Source organism: Luteimonas sp. 9C, from assembly GCF_902506295.1.
GTDB lineage: Bacteria > Pseudomonadota > Gammaproteobacteria > Xanthomonadales > Xanthomonadaceae > Luteimonas.
Genome location: NZ_LR733312.1, coordinates 1,306,104 through 1,321,366, shown reverse-complemented (window position 1 = coordinate 1,321,366; position 15,263 = coordinate 1,306,104). Strand labels below are relative to the sequence as shown.

Annotated in this window: 15 protein-coding genes and 1 tRNA gene; all 16 read left to right on the top strand. The window is 66.0% G+C overall.

The window, feature by feature from the left end; translation table 11 throughout:
- The first annotated feature begins 11 nt into the window (after positions 1–11).
- The 16 genes from tpiA to CURTO8I2_RS05825 all read left to right on the top strand — a co-directional run bounded on the left by tpiA (position 12) and on the right by CURTO8I2_RS05825 (position 15,258).
- A complete protein-coding gene (gene tpiA, locus CURTO8I2_RS05900) occupies positions 12–761 on the top strand; it encodes a triose-phosphate isomerase (RefSeq protein WP_159679487.1) in 750 nt (249 codons plus the stop codon).
- A gap of 58 nt (positions 762–819) precedes the next feature.
- Positions 820–1,272 carry a preprotein translocase subunit SecG gene (gene secG / locus CURTO8I2_RS05895; RefSeq protein ID WP_159679485.1) on the top strand — a complete coding sequence of 151 codons (453 nt, stop codon included), beginning with the start codon at positions 820–822 and terminating at the stop codon, positions 1,270–1,272.
- 61 nt (positions 1,273–1,333) lie between these two features.
- Positions 1,334–1,418: transfer RNA gene (locus CURTO8I2_RS05890), tRNA-Leu, on the top strand.
- A gap of 343 nt (positions 1,419–1,761) precedes the next feature.
- The gene (locus CURTO8I2_RS05885; RefSeq protein ID WP_159679484.1) at positions 1,762–2,118 is read left to right on the top strand and encodes an NADH-quinone oxidoreductase subunit A; all 357 of its coding nucleotides are present in this window, start codon (positions 1,762–1,764) and stop codon (positions 2,116–2,118) included.
- Positions 2,109–2,687 carry an NADH-quinone oxidoreductase subunit B gene (locus tag CURTO8I2_RS05880; RefSeq protein WP_159679482.1) on the top strand — a complete coding sequence of 193 codons (579 nt, stop codon included), beginning with the start codon at positions 2,109–2,111 and terminating at the stop codon, positions 2,685–2,687. Before CURTO8I2_RS05885 ends, CURTO8I2_RS05880 begins: the two co-directional genes overlap by 10 nt.
- Positions 2,680–3,438, top strand: a complete 759-nt coding sequence (locus CURTO8I2_RS05875; RefSeq protein WP_159679480.1) for an NADH-quinone oxidoreductase subunit C — start codon at positions 2,680–2,682, stop codon at positions 3,436–3,438. Before CURTO8I2_RS05880 ends, CURTO8I2_RS05875 begins: the two co-directional genes overlap by 8 nt.
- A gap of 20 nt (positions 3,439–3,458) precedes the next feature.
- Entirely contained in the window at positions 3,459–4,748 is a 1,290-nt protein-coding gene (locus CURTO8I2_RS05870) for an NADH-quinone oxidoreductase subunit D (RefSeq protein ID WP_159681564.1), read from the top strand.
- Complete coding sequence (gene nuoE / locus CURTO8I2_RS05865) at positions 4,745–5,272, top strand: NADH-quinone oxidoreductase subunit NuoE (RefSeq protein ID WP_159679479.1); 528 nt, start codon at positions 4,745–4,747, stop codon at positions 5,270–5,272. Before CURTO8I2_RS05870 ends, nuoE begins: the two co-directional genes overlap by 4 nt.
- A 14-nt stretch (positions 5,273–5,286) precedes the next feature.
- Entirely contained in the window at positions 5,287–6,654 is a 1,368-nt protein-coding gene (gene nuoF / locus CURTO8I2_RS05860) for an NADH-quinone oxidoreductase subunit NuoF (RefSeq protein ID WP_159679477.1), read from the top strand.
- Positions 6,655–6,757: 103 nt separating this feature from the next.
- Positions 6,758–9,001, top strand: coding sequence for an NADH-quinone oxidoreductase subunit NuoG (gene nuoG, locus CURTO8I2_RS05855; RefSeq protein ID WP_159679476.1), 2,244 nt, complete (start codon positions 6,758–6,760; stop codon positions 8,999–9,001).
- A gap of 89 nt (positions 9,002–9,090) precedes the next feature.
- On the top strand, positions 9,091–10,113 hold the full coding sequence (gene nuoH / locus CURTO8I2_RS05850) for an NADH-quinone oxidoreductase subunit NuoH (protein ID WP_236551124.1): 1,023 nt from the start codon (positions 9,091–9,093) through the stop codon (positions 10,111–10,113).
- Positions 10,113–10,601: an NADH-quinone oxidoreductase subunit NuoI gene (gene nuoI / locus CURTO8I2_RS05845; RefSeq protein WP_159679473.1), complete on the top strand. Its 489-nt coding sequence runs from the start codon at positions 10,113–10,115 to the stop codon at positions 10,599–10,601. Before nuoH ends, nuoI begins: the two co-directional genes overlap by 1 nt.
- 3 nt (positions 10,602–10,604) lie before the next feature.
- Positions 10,605–11,246 carry an NADH-quinone oxidoreductase subunit J gene (locus CURTO8I2_RS05840; RefSeq protein WP_159679471.1) on the top strand — a complete coding sequence of 214 codons (642 nt, stop codon included), beginning with the start codon at positions 10,605–10,607 and terminating at the stop codon, positions 11,244–11,246.
- Positions 11,243–11,569 carry an NADH-quinone oxidoreductase subunit NuoK gene (gene nuoK / locus CURTO8I2_RS05835; protein WP_159679469.1) on the top strand — a complete coding sequence of 109 codons (327 nt, stop codon included), beginning with the start codon at positions 11,243–11,245 and terminating at the stop codon, positions 11,567–11,569. The genes CURTO8I2_RS05840 and nuoK overlap by 4 nt, the downstream gene beginning before the upstream one ends.
- 7 nt (positions 11,570–11,576) lie before the next feature.
- Positions 11,577–13,730 (top strand): NADH-quinone oxidoreductase subunit L, encoded by a 2,154-nt coding sequence (nuoL, locus tag CURTO8I2_RS05830; protein ID WP_159679468.1) that lies wholly within the window; start codon positions 11,577–11,579, stop codon positions 13,728–13,730.
- 13 nt (positions 13,731–13,743) lie between these two features.
- Complete coding sequence (locus CURTO8I2_RS05825) at positions 13,744–15,258, top strand: NADH-quinone oxidoreductase subunit M (protein WP_159679467.1); 1,515 nt, start codon at positions 13,744–13,746, stop codon at positions 15,256–15,258.
- The last annotated feature ends 5 nt before the right edge of the window (positions 15,259–15,263 follow it).

The window sequence follows — 15,263 nt, the reverse complement described above, 5'->3', positions numbered from 1 at the left end:
AGGAGTCGCGCATGCGCCGCAGGATCGTCGCCGGCAATTGGAAGCTGCAGGGCAGCCGCACCTTCGCCACCGAACTCGTCGACGCCATCGCCGCCGGCCTGCCGGGCGGGGTGGAGGCGATCGTGCTGCCGCCGTTCCCGTATCTCCCGTTGCTGACCCAGTCGCACGGCCGGCGCGGCGTGGCCTTCGGCGCGCAGGACGTCAGTGCGCATGCCAAGGGCGCCTACACCGGCGAAGTGGCCGCATCGATGCTCGTCGACGTCGGCGCCACCTGCACGCTGGTCGGGCATTCCGAACGGCGCCAGTACCACGCCGAGGACGACGCGCTGGTCGCCCGGAAGTTCGTCGCGGCCCATGCCGCGGGTCTCGTCCCGATCCTGTGCGTGGGCGAAACCCGCGAGCAGCGCGAAGGCGGGCGCACCGAGGCGGTGATCGCCGCCCAAGTCGAGGCCGTCCTGGCGGAGGCCGGCGTCGCCGCGTTCGACGGTGCGATCGTCGCCTATGAGCCGGTCTGGGCGATCGGCACCGGGCTGACCGCCAGTCCCGAGCAGGCCCAGGCCGTCCACGCCTTCCTGCGTGGCGTCGTCGCGAAGCAGGATGCTAGAATCGCCGATTCGTTGCCGCTGCTGTATGGCGGCAGCTGCAAGCCCGACAATGCCGCTGCGCTGTTCTCGCAGCCCGACGTCGACGGCGGATTGATCGGCGGCGCCTCGCTGGCCGCCGACGACTTCCTCGCCATCGTCGCCGCGGCCGCGCGCTGAGCGCAGCCGGCGCTTCCGACACAAGGCCCGTTCGCGGGCACCCCAGAGCACCCACGCAATGCTGCTGACCGTCTTCAACATCCTGTTCGTCATCGTCGCCATCGCGATGATCGCGTTGATCCTCATGCAGCGCGGCGCCGGCGCCGCGGCCGGCTCCGGTTTTGGCGGTGGCGCGTCCGCCACCGTGTTCGGCGCGCGCGGTTCATCCAACTTCCTGTCCAAGGCCACGAAGTGGCTGGCGATCAGCTTCTTCGCGATCACGCTGTTCATGGCCTGGTACGCGATGCACCGCGCCAATCCCAACGCGCTGGACATGGATCTGGGCGTGATGGGTGGCCAGGTGCCGACCGTGCCGGTCGAGGGTGCGCCGGCGACGCCGGTTGCGCCGCCTGCGCCTGCCGATGCCACGGTGCCGACGGCGCCTGCGGCCGACGGCGCTGTGCCGGCTGCACCGCCGGCAACGGAAAATTCTTCGCAGGAATCGCCGCAGCCCACTCCCCAGAACGATTGATAGGGATTACAATGCGCGGCTCGCCGGGGCACCAGCCGCGGATGAGGTTTCAGGTTGACCTGCCCAGGTGGCGGAATTGGTAGACGCACTACCTTGAGGTGGTAGCGGCTTAGGTCGTGGGGGTTCGAGTCCCCCCTTGGGCACCAACCGGAAAAAGCGATGCGCTCGATGCGTATCGAACACGGAAAGCCTCGCGCAAGCGGGGCTTTTTCGTGTCCGGTCGATGGTCATGGCGCGCGGACGCGAATCATTCGCGCGCATCCGTCGCGGTTCGGATGCGGCCACGGCGCGTGGCGGCGTCCGCAGCCGATACGCAGGCCGGAAATCGTTTACTCCCCAGTTCTGTAACCGGTACAATTGCGGTGATCGGGCGATCGCGCATCAGTGCATCGCCCGGCCTTCGTGAAGCGCTCCGACGCTTCGAGAATGCGGCGTCACGGGCGCCGAGCCAAGGCCGCACATTGCGGCCGTAGCCGAGAGAACATCCGAGTGCTGGCCGAATATCTGCCGACCCTGCTGTTCCTGATCGTTGCCACGGGGATCGGCATTGCATTGCTGATCATTGGCAACCTGTTGGGGCCCAAGCGCCCGACGCTGGAAAAGCTGTCGCCCTACGAGTGCGGCTTCGAAGCATTCGAAGACGCGCGCATGCAGTTCGACGTGCGCTATTACCTGATCGCGATCCAGTTCATCGTCTTCGATCTGGAAATCATCTTCATCGTGCCCTGGGCCACCGTGTTCCGCGAACTCGGTGTGCTGGGCCTGATCGAGATGGGCATCTTCGCCGGCATGCTGCTGCTCGGCTTCGTCTACGTGTGGAAGAAGGGAGCGCTGGAATGGGAGTGAACCAGACCGTCGCGCGCCTGATGAACAACCCGCTGCCGGAAGGCCGCGTGGACGACATCCTGCGCCCGGAAGGCGAGAACCCGCTGCTCGAGCGCGGTTTCGTCACGACCAGTTCCGATGTGCTGCTCAACTGGGCGCGCACCGGCTCGATGTGGCCGATGACCTTCGGTCTGGCCTGCTGCGCGGTGGAGATGATGCACGCCGGTGCGGCGCGCCTCGATCTCGACCGCTACGGCGTGGTGTTCCGCCCGTCGCCGCGCCAGTCGGACGTGATGATCGTGGCCGGCACGCTGGTCAACAAGATGGCCCCGGCGCTGCGCAAGGTCTACGACCAGATGCCGGATCCCAAGTGGGTCATCTCCATGGGTAGCTGCGCCAACGGCGGCGGTTACTATCACTACTCGTATTCGGTGGTGCGCGGTTGCGACCGCATCGTGCCGGTCGACGTCTACGTGCCGGGCTGCCCGCCGACGGCCGAGGCGCTGATCTACGGCATTCTTCAGTTGCAGAAGAAGATCCGCCGCGCGACCAACTTCGGCGACACCAAGACGGGGCAGCGCGATGCGTGAGTCCTCCACCGCGTTCGCCGCGCGCCTGCGCGCGCGCTTCTCCGACGCCGACGTGGCGGTGGCCCTGCCGCGTGGCGAGGTGACGGTCACCACCGCCGGCGACTGGCTCGACACCGCGCGCGCATTGCGCGACGAGTTCGGTTTCGAAATGCTGATCGACGTTTGCGGCGTCGACTACCTCGGCCACGGCAGCGACGAGTGGGATACCGACGTGTCCTCCGAGGGCTTCAGCCGCGGTGTCGAAGGGCGCGGTCCGGGCCGTTTCAAGTTCGGCGAAACCGGCAGTCGCCAGGTCGCGCAGCCGCAGGGCGATGCCGAGATTCCGGTCCCGCAGCGGCGTTTTGCCGCAGTCGCGCAGCTGCTGTCGATCCAGCACAACCAGCGCGTGATGCTGCGGTGTTTCGCGCCGAGCGACGATCTGCCGGTGGTCTCGTCGTTGACCGTGCTCTGGCCGGTCGCCAACTGGTTCGAGCGCGAGGCGTTCGATCTGTTCGGCGTGATCTTCGAAGGTCACCCGGACCTGCGTCGCATCCTGACCGACTACGGGTTCGTCGGTCACCCGTTCCGCAAGGACTTCCCGTTGATCGGCAATGTCGAAGTGCGTTACGACGCCGAGCGCAAGCGCGTGGTGTACGAGCCGGTGACCTCGGTCGAGCCGCGCGTCGGCGTGCCGCGCGTGATCCGTGACGATGCCCGCTTCGCGACCGCGAGCGGCGAGCAGATGGCGCGTCGCGCGGAGGCTGCCAAGTGAGCGCCGTCCCGACCACCTCGCTGCACACCAACGCGACGCCGAGCGCGGAAGCGCTGAAGCAGGAAATCCGCAACTACACGTTCAACTTCGGTCCCCAGCATCCGTCCGCGCACGGCGTGCTGCGGCTGATCCTGGAGATGGACGGCGAAACCGTGATGCGCGCCGATCCGCACATCGGCCTGCTGCACCGTGGCACCGAGAAGCTGGCCGAGTCCAAGCCGTTCAACCAGTCGATCGGTTACATGGACCGCCTCGACTACGTGTCGATGATGTGCAACGAGCACGCCTACGTGCGCGCGATCGAGACCCTGATGGGGATCGAGGCGCCCGAGCGTGCGCAGTGGATCCGCACGCTGTTCGACGAGATCACCCGCATCCTCAACCACCTGATGTGGGTGGGTTCGAACGCGCTCGACCTCGGCGCGATGGCGGTGATGCTCTACGCGTTCCGCGAGCGCGAAGAACTGATGGACGTCTACGAGGCGGTCTCGGGCGCGCGCATGCACGCGACCTATTACCGCCCCGGCGGCGTCTACCGCGATCTGCCGGCGCAGATGCCGCAGTACGCCGAGTCGCGCTGGCGCAAGGGCGAGAAGCTGAAGCGCTTCAACAAGTGGCGCGGCGGCTCGATGCTCGACTATCTCGAGGCGTTCGCTAAGGATTTCCCGGGTCGCGTCGACGAGTACGAAACCCTGCTCACCGACAACCGCATCTGGAAGCAGCGCACCGTCGGCATCGGCGTGATCCCGCCGGAGCTGGCCAAGGCCTGGGGCATGACCGGCCCGATGCTGCGGGGTTCCGGCGTCGAATGGGATCTGCGCAAGACCCAGCCTTACGCCAAGTACGCCGACGTCGATTTCGACATTGCGGTGGGCGTCAACGGCGACTGCTACGACCGCTATCTCGTGCGCGTGTTCGAAATGCGCGAGTCGGCGAAGATCATCCAGCAGTGCGTGAACTGGCTGCGGGCGAACCCCGGCCCGGTCATGCTGGACAACTACAAGGTGTCGCCGCCGTCGCGTGAATCGATGAAGGACGACATGGAAGCGTTGATCCATCACTTCAAGCTGTTCACCGAGGGCTACAGCGTGCCCGCCGGCGCGACCTACAGCGCAGTCGAGGCCCCGAAGGGCGAATTCGGCTGCTATCTGGTCTCCGACGGCGCGAACAAGCCGTTCCGCGTGCATCTGCGCGCGCCCGGTTTCGCGCATCTCTCGTCGATGGACGCCATCACCAGCGGACACATGCTGTCCGACGTGGTGGCGATGATCGGTACCTATGACATCGTGTTCGGAGAAGTCGACCGATGAAGGCGACTGGCAATTTCGAGAACGCCCGCAACGTCGATCCGATGGTCGTGCTCAGCGGCGACACGCGCGCGCACATCGACCACTGGCTGACCAAGTTTCCCGAGGACCGCAAGCGCTCCGCGGTGCTGCAGGGCCTGTTCGCGGCGCAGGAACAGAACAACGGCTGGCTGACCGACGAGCTGATCGCCGGCGTCGCCAAGTATCTGGACCTGCCGCCGGTGTGGGCCTACGAGGTCGCGACGTTCTACTCGATGTTCGAGACCGAGCAGGTCGGCCGCAACAACGTCGCGTTCTGCACGAACATCAGCTGCTGGCTCAACGGCGCCGAGGATCTCGTCGCGCACGCGGAGAAGAAGCTGGGCTGCAAGCTGGGTGAATCCACCGCCGACGGTCGCGTCTTCCTCAAGCGCGAGGAAGAGTGCGTGGCTGCGTGCTGCGGCGCGCCGGTCGTGGTCATCAACGGTCATTACCACGAGAAGCTCACGCCGCAAGCGGTGGACGAGCTGATCGACGGTCTGAAGTAGGGCATCGCGCGGACATGGCACATCACCATCCCAAGTCTTCCGAAGGTTACGGGCCCGTCGGGCCTGCGCCGAAGGAGCACCAGGCGGTCTACACCACGCTGCATTTCGACAAGCCGTGGTCCTACGAGAACTACCTCAAGACGGGTGGTTACAGCGCGCTGCGCAAGATCCTCGAAGAGAAGATCCCGCCGGCCGACGTGATCGAGATGGTCAAGCAGTCGGGCCTGCGTGGCCGCGGCGGCGCGGGCTTTCCGACCGGTCTGAAGTGGAGCTTCATGCCCAAGGGCGAGATGCAGAAGTACATCCTCTGCAATTCGGACGAATCCGAGCCGGGCACCGCGAAAGACCGCGACATCCTGCGCTACAACCCGCATTCGGTCATCGAGGGCATGGCGATCGCGTGCTACGCGACCGGCTCGACCGTGGCCTACAACTACCTGCGCGGCGAATTCCACCACGAGCCCTTCGAGCATCTGGAAGAAGCCACCGCCGAGGCGTACGCCAATGGCTGGCTGGGCAAGAACCTGCTCGGCTCGGGCATCGACGTGGACATCTACAACGCGCTCGGCGCGGGCGCCTACATCTGCGGCGAAGAGACCGCGCTGATGGAATCGCTGGAAGGCAAGAAGGGACAGCCGCGCTTCAAGCCGCCGTTCCCGGCCAACTTCGGTCTGTACGGCAAGCCGACCACGATCAACAACACCGAGACCTACGCCTCGGTGCCGGCGATCGTGCGCAACGGCGCGCAGTGGTTCATGGACCTGGGCAAGCCCAACAACGGCGGCTGCAAGATCTTCTCGGTCTCGGGCCACGTGGCCAACCCGGGCAACCACGAAATCCGCCTGGGCACGCCGTTCTCGGAACTGCTGGACCTGTGCGGCGGCATGCGCGAAGGCCGCACCATCAAGGGCGTGATTCCGGGCGGTTCGTCGATGCCGGTGTTGCCGGGCGAGACCATGATGAGCCTGACGATGGATTACGACGCGCTGCAGAAGGCCGGCTCCGGCCTCGGCTCGGGCGCGGTCATCGTCATGGACGACACCACCTGCATGGTGCGCGCGTGCCGACGCATCGCGCGCTTCTACTACAAGGAGAGCTGCGGCCAGTGCACGCCGTGCCGCGAAGGCACCGGCTGGATGTACCGCATGCTGTGCCGCATCGCCGATCACACCGCGACGGTCGAGGACCTGCAGATGCTGCGGGCTGCGGCCGGCCAGATCGAGGGACACACCATCTGCGCGTTCGGTGAAGCGGCCGCCTGGCCGGTGCAGGGTTTCCTGCGTCATTTCTGGGACGAATTCGAGTACGCGATTCTCAACAAGCGCTTCCTCGTCGACGACCAGCGCAACGGCACCGTGGTGCCGAAGGCAGTCGCCGCATGAGCGCAGCACGTCTCCAGCTCCCCGGACGCATCCGCGCTGCGCGCGAAAGCGTCCAGCCCCTCGACTCGAGGGGCGTCGTCGCCTTGATGAAGAGTGTCGCTGCATGAGCGCGCAACCTGTCAATCCGGACCTGCCGCCCGACCACGTCACCGTCTTCATCGACGGCGTCGAACTGGCCGCGCCCAAGGGCTCGATGATCATCCATGCCGCCGACAAGGCCGGCATTCCGATCCCGCGTTTCTGCTATCACGACAAGCTCGAGATCGCCGCGAACTGCCGCATGTGCCTGGTCGACACCGAAGTCGGCGGCCGCGGTGCGCCCAAGCCGTCGCCGGCCTGCGCCACGCCGGTGATGGACGGCCTGAAGGTCTTCACGCGCAACGAGAAGGCGCTCAAGGCCCAGCGCAACGTGATGGAGTTCCTGCTGATCAACCATCCGCTCGACTGCCCGATCTGCGATCAGGGCGGCGAGTGCGAACTGCAGGATCTCTCGCTCGGCTACGGCCGTTCGGTCAGCCGCTTTGCCGAGCGCAAGCGCGTCGTCGCCGACGAGAACCTCGGTCCGCTGGTCGCCACCGAGATGACCCGCTGCATCCAGTGCACGCGCTGCGTGCGCTTCACCGCCGACATCGCTGGGACCTACGAACTGGGCGGCATGCAGCGTGGCGAGAACCTGCAGATCGGCACCTACGATGGCAAGCCGTTGACGACCGAACTGTCGGGCAACGTCATCGACGTGTGCCCGGTCGGCGCGCTGACCAACAAGGTGTTCCGCTTCCGTGCGCGTCCGTGGGAACTGATCGCGCGCGAATCGCTCGGCGGTCACGACGCGCTGGGCAGCAACCTGTTCCATCACCTGCGCCGCGGCGACGTGATGCGCACCGTGCCGCGCGACAACGAAGCGGTCAACGAGTGCTGGATTTCCGACCGCGACCGGTATTCGCACCAGGGCCTGACGGCCGACGACCGCGCGGTGCATCCGCTGGTCAAGGACGGCGGCGAATGGCGCGAGACCTCGTGGGACGAGGCGCTCGAGCGCGCGATGACGATCCTGCGCGACAACGCGGCCGACGAACTCGGCGTGCTGGTGCATCCGTCGACCTCGAACGAGGAGGGCGCGCTGCTGGCACGTCTGGCCGAGGCCCTGGGCACCGGCAACCTCGACCACCGCATCGCCCAGCGCGATCTCTCCGATGGCGCCATTGCGGAAGCCTTCGCGATGCCGGTCGCCGAACTCGAGCAGGCCGACGTCGTGCTGCTCGTCGGCAGCAACCTCCGTCACGAAGTGCCGCTGCTGCATCACCGCGTGCGTCAGGCGTGGAAGCGTGGCGCGAAGGTGTACGTGGTCAATCCGGTCGATTTCGACTTCACCTTCGACATCGAAGACAAGGCGATCGTGGCGCCGTCGAAGATCGCCGAAACGCTGCAGGTCGCCGAACTCGGTGATGCGCTGCGCGGCGCGAAGCACGCGGCGATCATCGTCGGTGCGCAGGCGGAAGCCAGCGCGCACGCGGCCGACATCCGCAAGGCCGCGGCGGCGCTCGCTGCCGAGACGGGCGCCTCGCTGTGCCGCATTCCGCATGGCGCGAATGCCCTGGGTCTGTCGCGCCTCGGCGTACTGCCGAGTGCCCGCGATGCCAACGCGATGCTGGCCGAGCGCCGCGGCGCGTACGTGATCTACGGCATCGAGCCGGGTCTGGACTTCGCCGACCAGGCGCAGGCGCTGCAGGCGCTGGGCGCGGCGCAGGTCGTGGCCTTCAGCCACTTCGCCTGCCAGTCCACGCGCAGCGTCGCCGACGTGATCCTGCCGATCGGGGCACTCGCCGAAATCGACGCGACGCTGACCAATCTCGAAGGCCGCGACCAGCACGCCACTGCGGCCGGCAAGCTGCCGGGTGACGCGCGCGCCGGCTGGCGCGTGTTGCGTGCCCTGGGTGGCGCGCTCGAAGCCCCGGGCTTCGAGTTCACCGATCTCGCCGGCCTGCGGGCGGGCGTGCAGGGCAGGGCGGTCACGGTGGCCGCATCCGCGGCGCCGGTCGTCGACGGTGACGGCTTCGAACTGGCGGTCAGCCAGGCGATCTACCGCGTCGACGGCCTGACCCGTCGCGCGGCTGCGCTGCAGTCGCATCCGCTGACCCTGGGTCCGCGCATCGTGCTGCATCCCGACGACGCGGCTGCGAGCAGCGTCGCCGACGGTGGCATGGCCAAGGTGTCGAACGCGGTCGGCACCGCGACGCTGCAGGTGGCGGTCGACGATCGCGTCGCGCCGGGCGCAGCGTGGGTGGAATCGGGCTACGGCGCCACGGCGGCGCTGTCGGCCGGCAAGGTCAAGGTGGTGGCGGCATGAGCGCGATCCAAACCGGTGCAAGCCAAGCCGGCGTGACCAACACCGCATCGTTGCTGGGCGATCTGTCCGCACCGCTGTACGACTGGCTGATGTCGCTGGGCGCGATCGGGCTGATCCTGTGGATCGTGCTCAAGATCCTGCTGATCGCGATGCCGGTGATCATCTGCGTCGCGTTCTACGTGGTGTGGGAGCGCAAGCTGCTGGGCTGGATGCACCAGCGCCATGGTCCGATGTACGTGGGCATGGGCATCTTCCAGGCCTTCGCCGACGTCTTCAAACTGCTGTTCAAGGAAGTCATCCAGCCGACCAACGCGCAGCGCGTGCTGTTCGTGCTGGCGCCGCTGATCACGCTGGCGCCGGCGTTCGCGGCCTGGGCGGTGGTGCCATTCGACGCGCAGCTGGTGCTGTCGAACGCCAATGCCGGCCTGCTGTATCTGCTGGCGATGACCAGCCTGGGCATCTACGGGATCATCCTCGCCGGCTGGGCATCGAACTCGAAGTACGCCTTCCTCGGTGCGATGCGCGCCTCGGCGCAGATGATCAGCTACGAGATCGCGATGGGCTTCGCGCTCGTCGGCGTGATGGTCGGCGCAGGCAGCCTGAACCTCTCCGAGATCGTCATGGCGCAGGCCGGCGGCAAGGGCCTGTTCGACTGGTTCTGGCTGCCGATGCTGCCGCTGTTCGTCATCTACTTCATCTCCGGCGTGGCCGAGACCAACCGCGCGCCGTTCGACGTCGTCGAAGGCGAGTCGGAAATCGTCGCCGGGCACATGGTCGAGTATTCGGGGTCGGCGTTCGCGCTGTTCTTCCTCGCCGAATACGCGAACATGATCCTGATCAGTTTCCTGGTCGCGATCTTCTTCCTCGGCGGCTGGCTGTCGCCGTTCCAGGGCCTGGGCATTCCGCTGCTGTCGGTCGACGGCTGGTGGTGGCTGTTCGCGAAGGTGTTCTTCTTCGCCAGCTGCTTCATCTGGTTCCGCGCCTCGTTCCCGCGCTACCGCTATGACCAGATCATGCGGCTGGGCTGGAAGGTCTTCATTCCGATCAGCATCGGCTGGATCGTGGTCACCGCGCTGATGGCGTACTTCGGAATCTTCGAGGCAGGGCAGTAATGGCCAAGTTCGTTGCATGGTTCAGGGGCCTGTTGCTGCTCGAGTTGCTCGGCGGCATGGCACTGACCTTCCGGTATCTGTTCCGGGACAAGTACACGCTGATGTACCCCATGGAAAAGACCCCGCAGTCGCCGCGGTTCCGCGGCCTGCATGCGCTGCGCCGGTATCCCAACGGTGAAGAGCGCTGCATCGCATGCAAGTTGTGCGAGGCCGTGTGCCCGGCGCTGGCGATCACGATCGATTCCGAGCAGCGCGAGGACGGCACCCGCCGCACCACGCGCTACGACATCGATCTGTTCAAGTGCATCTACTGCGGCTTCTGCGAAGAATCGTGCCCGGTGGACTCAATCGTCGAGACCCATCTGCACGAGTACCACTTCGAGAACCGCGGCGAGAACATCGTGACCAAGCCGCAGCTGCTGGCGATCGGCGACCGTCTCGAGAGCGAGATCGCAGAACGCCGCGCCGCCGACTCTGCGTACAGGTAAGTCATGGAAACCACGCTCATTGCATTCCTCGTCTTCGCCGCGATCACCGTGATGTCCGCGGTCGCGGTGATCAGTGCCCGCAACCCGGTGCACGCGGCGCTGTTCCTGGTACTGACGTTCTTCTCCACCGCCTGCACCTGGCTGCTGGTCGGTGCCGAGTTCCTGGGCCTCGCGCTGGTGCTGGTCTACGTCGGCGCGGTGATGGTGCTGTTCCTCTTCGTGGTGATGATGCTGGACGTCGATGTCGCGCCGCTGCGCGAGGGCTACGTGCGGTATCTGCCGGTCGGGCTGATCGTCGCGGTGGTGATGCTGGTCGAGATCGTCACCCTGATCGGCGTGCGCGCGAAGATGGCGCCGTTCGCCGCGGATCTGGTCGACGAGGCGGGCGTGTCGAACACGGTGTGGATCGCGCGCCGTCTGTTCACCGACTTCCTGCTGCCGTTCGAGGTGGCTGCGGTCATCCTGACCGTCGCCGTCATCGCCGCGGTGATGCTCACCCTGCGCCGCCGTCCGGGCACCAAGCACCAGAATCCGAGCGAGCAGGCACGCGTCCAGGCGAAGGACCGCATGCGCGTGGTCAAGATGGACGCGGTGCGTCCGGTCGTCGAGCCCGTGCCGGGCGCTGACGAGGGAGAAGCGAAATGACCGACCTGTTCGGCACCGGCCTCGCGCTGGGCCACTACCTCTCGCTGGGTGCGGTGCTGTTCTGCATCAGCGTCGCCGGCATCTTCCTCAACCGGAAGAACGTGATCATCCTGCTGATGTCGATCGAGCTGATGCTGCTCGCGGTCAACATCAACTTCATCGCGTTCTCGCGCGAGTTCGGGGATGCCGCCGGCCAGATCTTCGTGTTCTTCATCCTGACCGTGGCCGCGGCCGAGGCCGCGATCGGTCTCGCGATCCTGGTCACGCTGTTCCGCAACCGGCGCACGATCAACGTCGCCGAACTCGACACGCTGAAGGGCTGAGCCGGGCATGGAGTACACGATTTCCAAGGGCATCCTGATCGCGATCGTTCTGGCCCCGTTGCTGGGCTCGATCATCGCGGGCCTGTTCGGCCGCCAGGTCGGACGCGCCGGTGCACATACGGTCACCATCGCGGGTGTCGCGATCAGCTGCGCGCTGTCGGCCTACACGCTGTGGCAGCTGATGCAGGGCGCGCCCACCTTCAACGAGAACGTCTACACGTTCTTCGAGGTCGGCAACTACTCGGCGCACGTCGGCTTCCTGATCGACAACCTCACCGCGATGATGATGGTCGTGGTGACGTTCGTGTCGCTGCTGGTGCACGTCTACACCATCGGCTACATGTCCGAGGACCCGGGCTACCAGCGCTTCTTCAGCTACATCTCGCTGTTCACCTTCTCGATGCTGATGCTGGTGATGGGCAACAACTTCCTGCAGCTGTTCTTCGGCTGGGAAGCGGTGGGCCTGGTGTCGTACCTGCTGATCGGGTTCTGGTTCAAGAAGCCGACCGCGGTGTTCGCCAACATGAAGGCGTTCCTGGTCAACCGCGTCGGTGACTTCGGCTTCCTGCTGGGCATCGCCGGTGTGCTGTACTGGTTCGGCAGCCTGGATTACGCCACCGTGTTCGCCGCGGCCGATGCCACCATCGGTGGCGGCCAGACGATCGAGGTGATCACCGGTTTCGAGTGGTCGGTCGCGACCCTGGTCTGCATCTGCCTCTTCATCGGCGCGATGGGCAAGTCGGCCCAGGTGCCGCTGCACGTGTGGCTGCCCGACTCGATGGAAGGCCCGACCCCGATCTCGGCACTGATCCACGCCGCGACGATGGTCACCGCCGGCATCTTCATGGTGGCGCGCATGTCGCCGCTGTTCGAGCTGTCGGAGACCGCGCTGCAGTTCATCCTCTTCATCGGTGCTACCACGGCCTTCTTCACCGGCCTGATCGGCATCGTGCAGAACGACATCAAACGCGTCGTCGCGTACTCGACGCTGTCGCAGCTGGGCTACATGACCGTCGCGCTCGGCGTGTCGGCGTACTCGGCCGCGGTGTTCCACCTGATGACGCATGCGTTCTTCAAGGCGCTGCTGTTCCTGGCCGCGGGCTCGGTGATCATCGGCATGCACCACGAGCAGGACATGCGCAAGATGGGCGGCCTGCGCAAGTACATGCCGATCACCTTCTGGACCAGCGTCATCGGCACGCTGGCGCTGGTGGGCACGCCGTTCTTCAGCGGCTTCTACTCCAAGGACACGATCATCGAAGCGGCCAAGCACGCCAGCGACGGTGGCGGCTGGGTGTTCCAGTACGCCTACTGGTCGGTGCTGCTGGGCGCGTTCGTGACCTCGTTCTACAGCTTCCGCCTGCTGTACATGACGTACTTCGGCAAGGAGCGGTTCCGCGACGCGCATGCGTCCGACGCCCATGCCACGCATGACGCGCACGGCCACGAGACGCACCACAAGCCCTTGCACGACGACGGCCACGGCCATGCGGTCGCCGCGACGGCGCATGACGATCACGCGCACGACGGGCATGGCCATCACGGCGTGCACGAGCCGCACGAATCGCCGTGGGTCGTGACGCTGCCGCTGATCCTGCTGGCGATTCCGTCGATCCTGATCGGCTACTTCACCGCAGGGCCGATGCTGTTCGGCACCGACTGGACCGGGCACCACGAGGTGCGCGGGTTCTTCGACGGCGTGGTCCACGTACTGGCGTCCAACGACGTGCTGGCGGCGTTGAAGGAAGAGCTGTGGCACGGTCCGGCCGCGTTCGCGATGCACGGTTTCGTGGCGCCGGCATTCTGGCTGGTGGTTGCGGGCTTCGTGCTTGCGACTGTCATGTACTGGTGGAAGCCCGAGCTGGCGGCCAAGGCCGCGCACGTGTTCCGCCTGCCCATCCGCGTGCTCGAGAACAAGTACGGCATGGACGACCTGTGGATCGGCGGTTTCGCCGGCGGCGGTGTCGGCCTGGGCAAGCTCTCGCGCATCTTCGATACCAGGGTGATCGACGGTGTCTTCGTGAACGGTCCGGCGCGCGTCGTCGGCCTGGTCTCGGGCGTCGTCCGCCGGCTGCAGTCCGGTGCTCTCTACCACTACGCTTTCGCGATGATCGTCGGCCTGATCGTGCTTCTGGCCATCCTCATCAAGTATTGGCGCTGACGGAATACGATACGTGTCGAACTGGCCTCTTCTCAGTCTCCTGATCTGGCTGCCGATCCTCGGCGGTGCGTGCGTGCTCGCCCTGGGCGAACGCCGCCCCGACGCGGCACGCTGGGTATCGCTGGCGTTCGCGCTGCTCGTCTTCCTCGTCAGCATTCCGCTGTTCACCGCGTTCGACTACGCCAATGCGGGGCTGCAGTTCCTGGAGCGGCGCGAGTGGATCCCGTCGCTGGGCATCGAGTACCACCTCGGTGCGGACGGCATTTCGGTCGCGCTGATCATCCTGACCACGCTCACCACCGCGCTGGTGCTGATCGGTGCCTGGGGCTCGGTGACCAAGCGCGTGTCGCAGTACTTCGCGTCGATGCTGATCCTCGAAGGCATGATGGTCGGCGTGTTCTCCGCCGTGGACGCGATGCTGTTCTACGTGTTCTTCGAGGCGATGCTGATCCCGATGTTCATCATCATCGGCGTCTGGGGCGGGGCGAACCGCGTGTACGCGTCGGTGAAGTTCTTCCTCTACACGTTCCTCGGCTCGGTCTTCATGCTGGTCGCGCTGATCTACCTGTACCTGCAGGCCGGCAGCTGGCAGCTGCCCGATCTGTACGCGCTGCGGCTGTCGTCGACCGAGCAGATGTGGATCTTCTTCGCGTTCCTCGCCGCGTTCGCGGTGAAGGTGCCGATGTTCCCGGTACACACCTGGCTGCCGGACGCGCACGTCGAGGCGCCGACCGGCGGCTCGGTGATCCTGGCGGCGATCATGCTGAAGATCGGCGGCTACGGCTTCCTGCGCTTCAATCTGCCGATCACGCCGGACGCCGGCCATGAGTGGGCCTGGCTGGTGATCGGCCTGTCGCTGATCGCGATCGTCTACGTGGGTCTGGTGGCGCTGGTCCAGCAGGACATGAAGAAGCTGGTCGCGTATTCGTCCGTGTCGCACATGGGCTTCGTGACGCTGGGTGTGTTCATTGCGTTCGCTCTGATGCGCGACGTGCAGGGCGGTTCGGATGCCGCGCGTCTCGGTCTGCAGGGCGCGATGGTGCAGATGGTCTCGCACGGCTTCATCTCCGGCGCGATGTTCTCCTGCATCGGCATCCTCTACGACCGCATGCACACCCGGAACATCAAGGATTACGGCGGCGTCGCCAACGTGATGCCGTGGTTCGCCGCGTTCTACGTGCTGTTCGCGATGGCGAACTCCGGCCTGCCGGGCACGTCGGGTTTCGTCGGCGAGTTCATGGTCATCCTGGCCGCGTTCCAGAGCCATCCGCTGATCGCGTTCTTCGCGGCGATGACGCTGATCATCGGTGCGGCCTACACGCTGTGGCTGGTCAAGCGCGTGCTCTACGGTGAAGTGTCGAACGCGCACGTCGCCGCGCTCAAGGACATCAACGCCCGCGAGGCGCTGGTGCTCGGCGTATTCGCCGCCGGCACGCTGCTGATCGGCGTGTACCCCAAGCCGCTGACCGACCTGATGGAGCCGTCCATCGCGCAACTGGCGAACCTGATCGCCGCAAGCAAGCTCTAAGGACA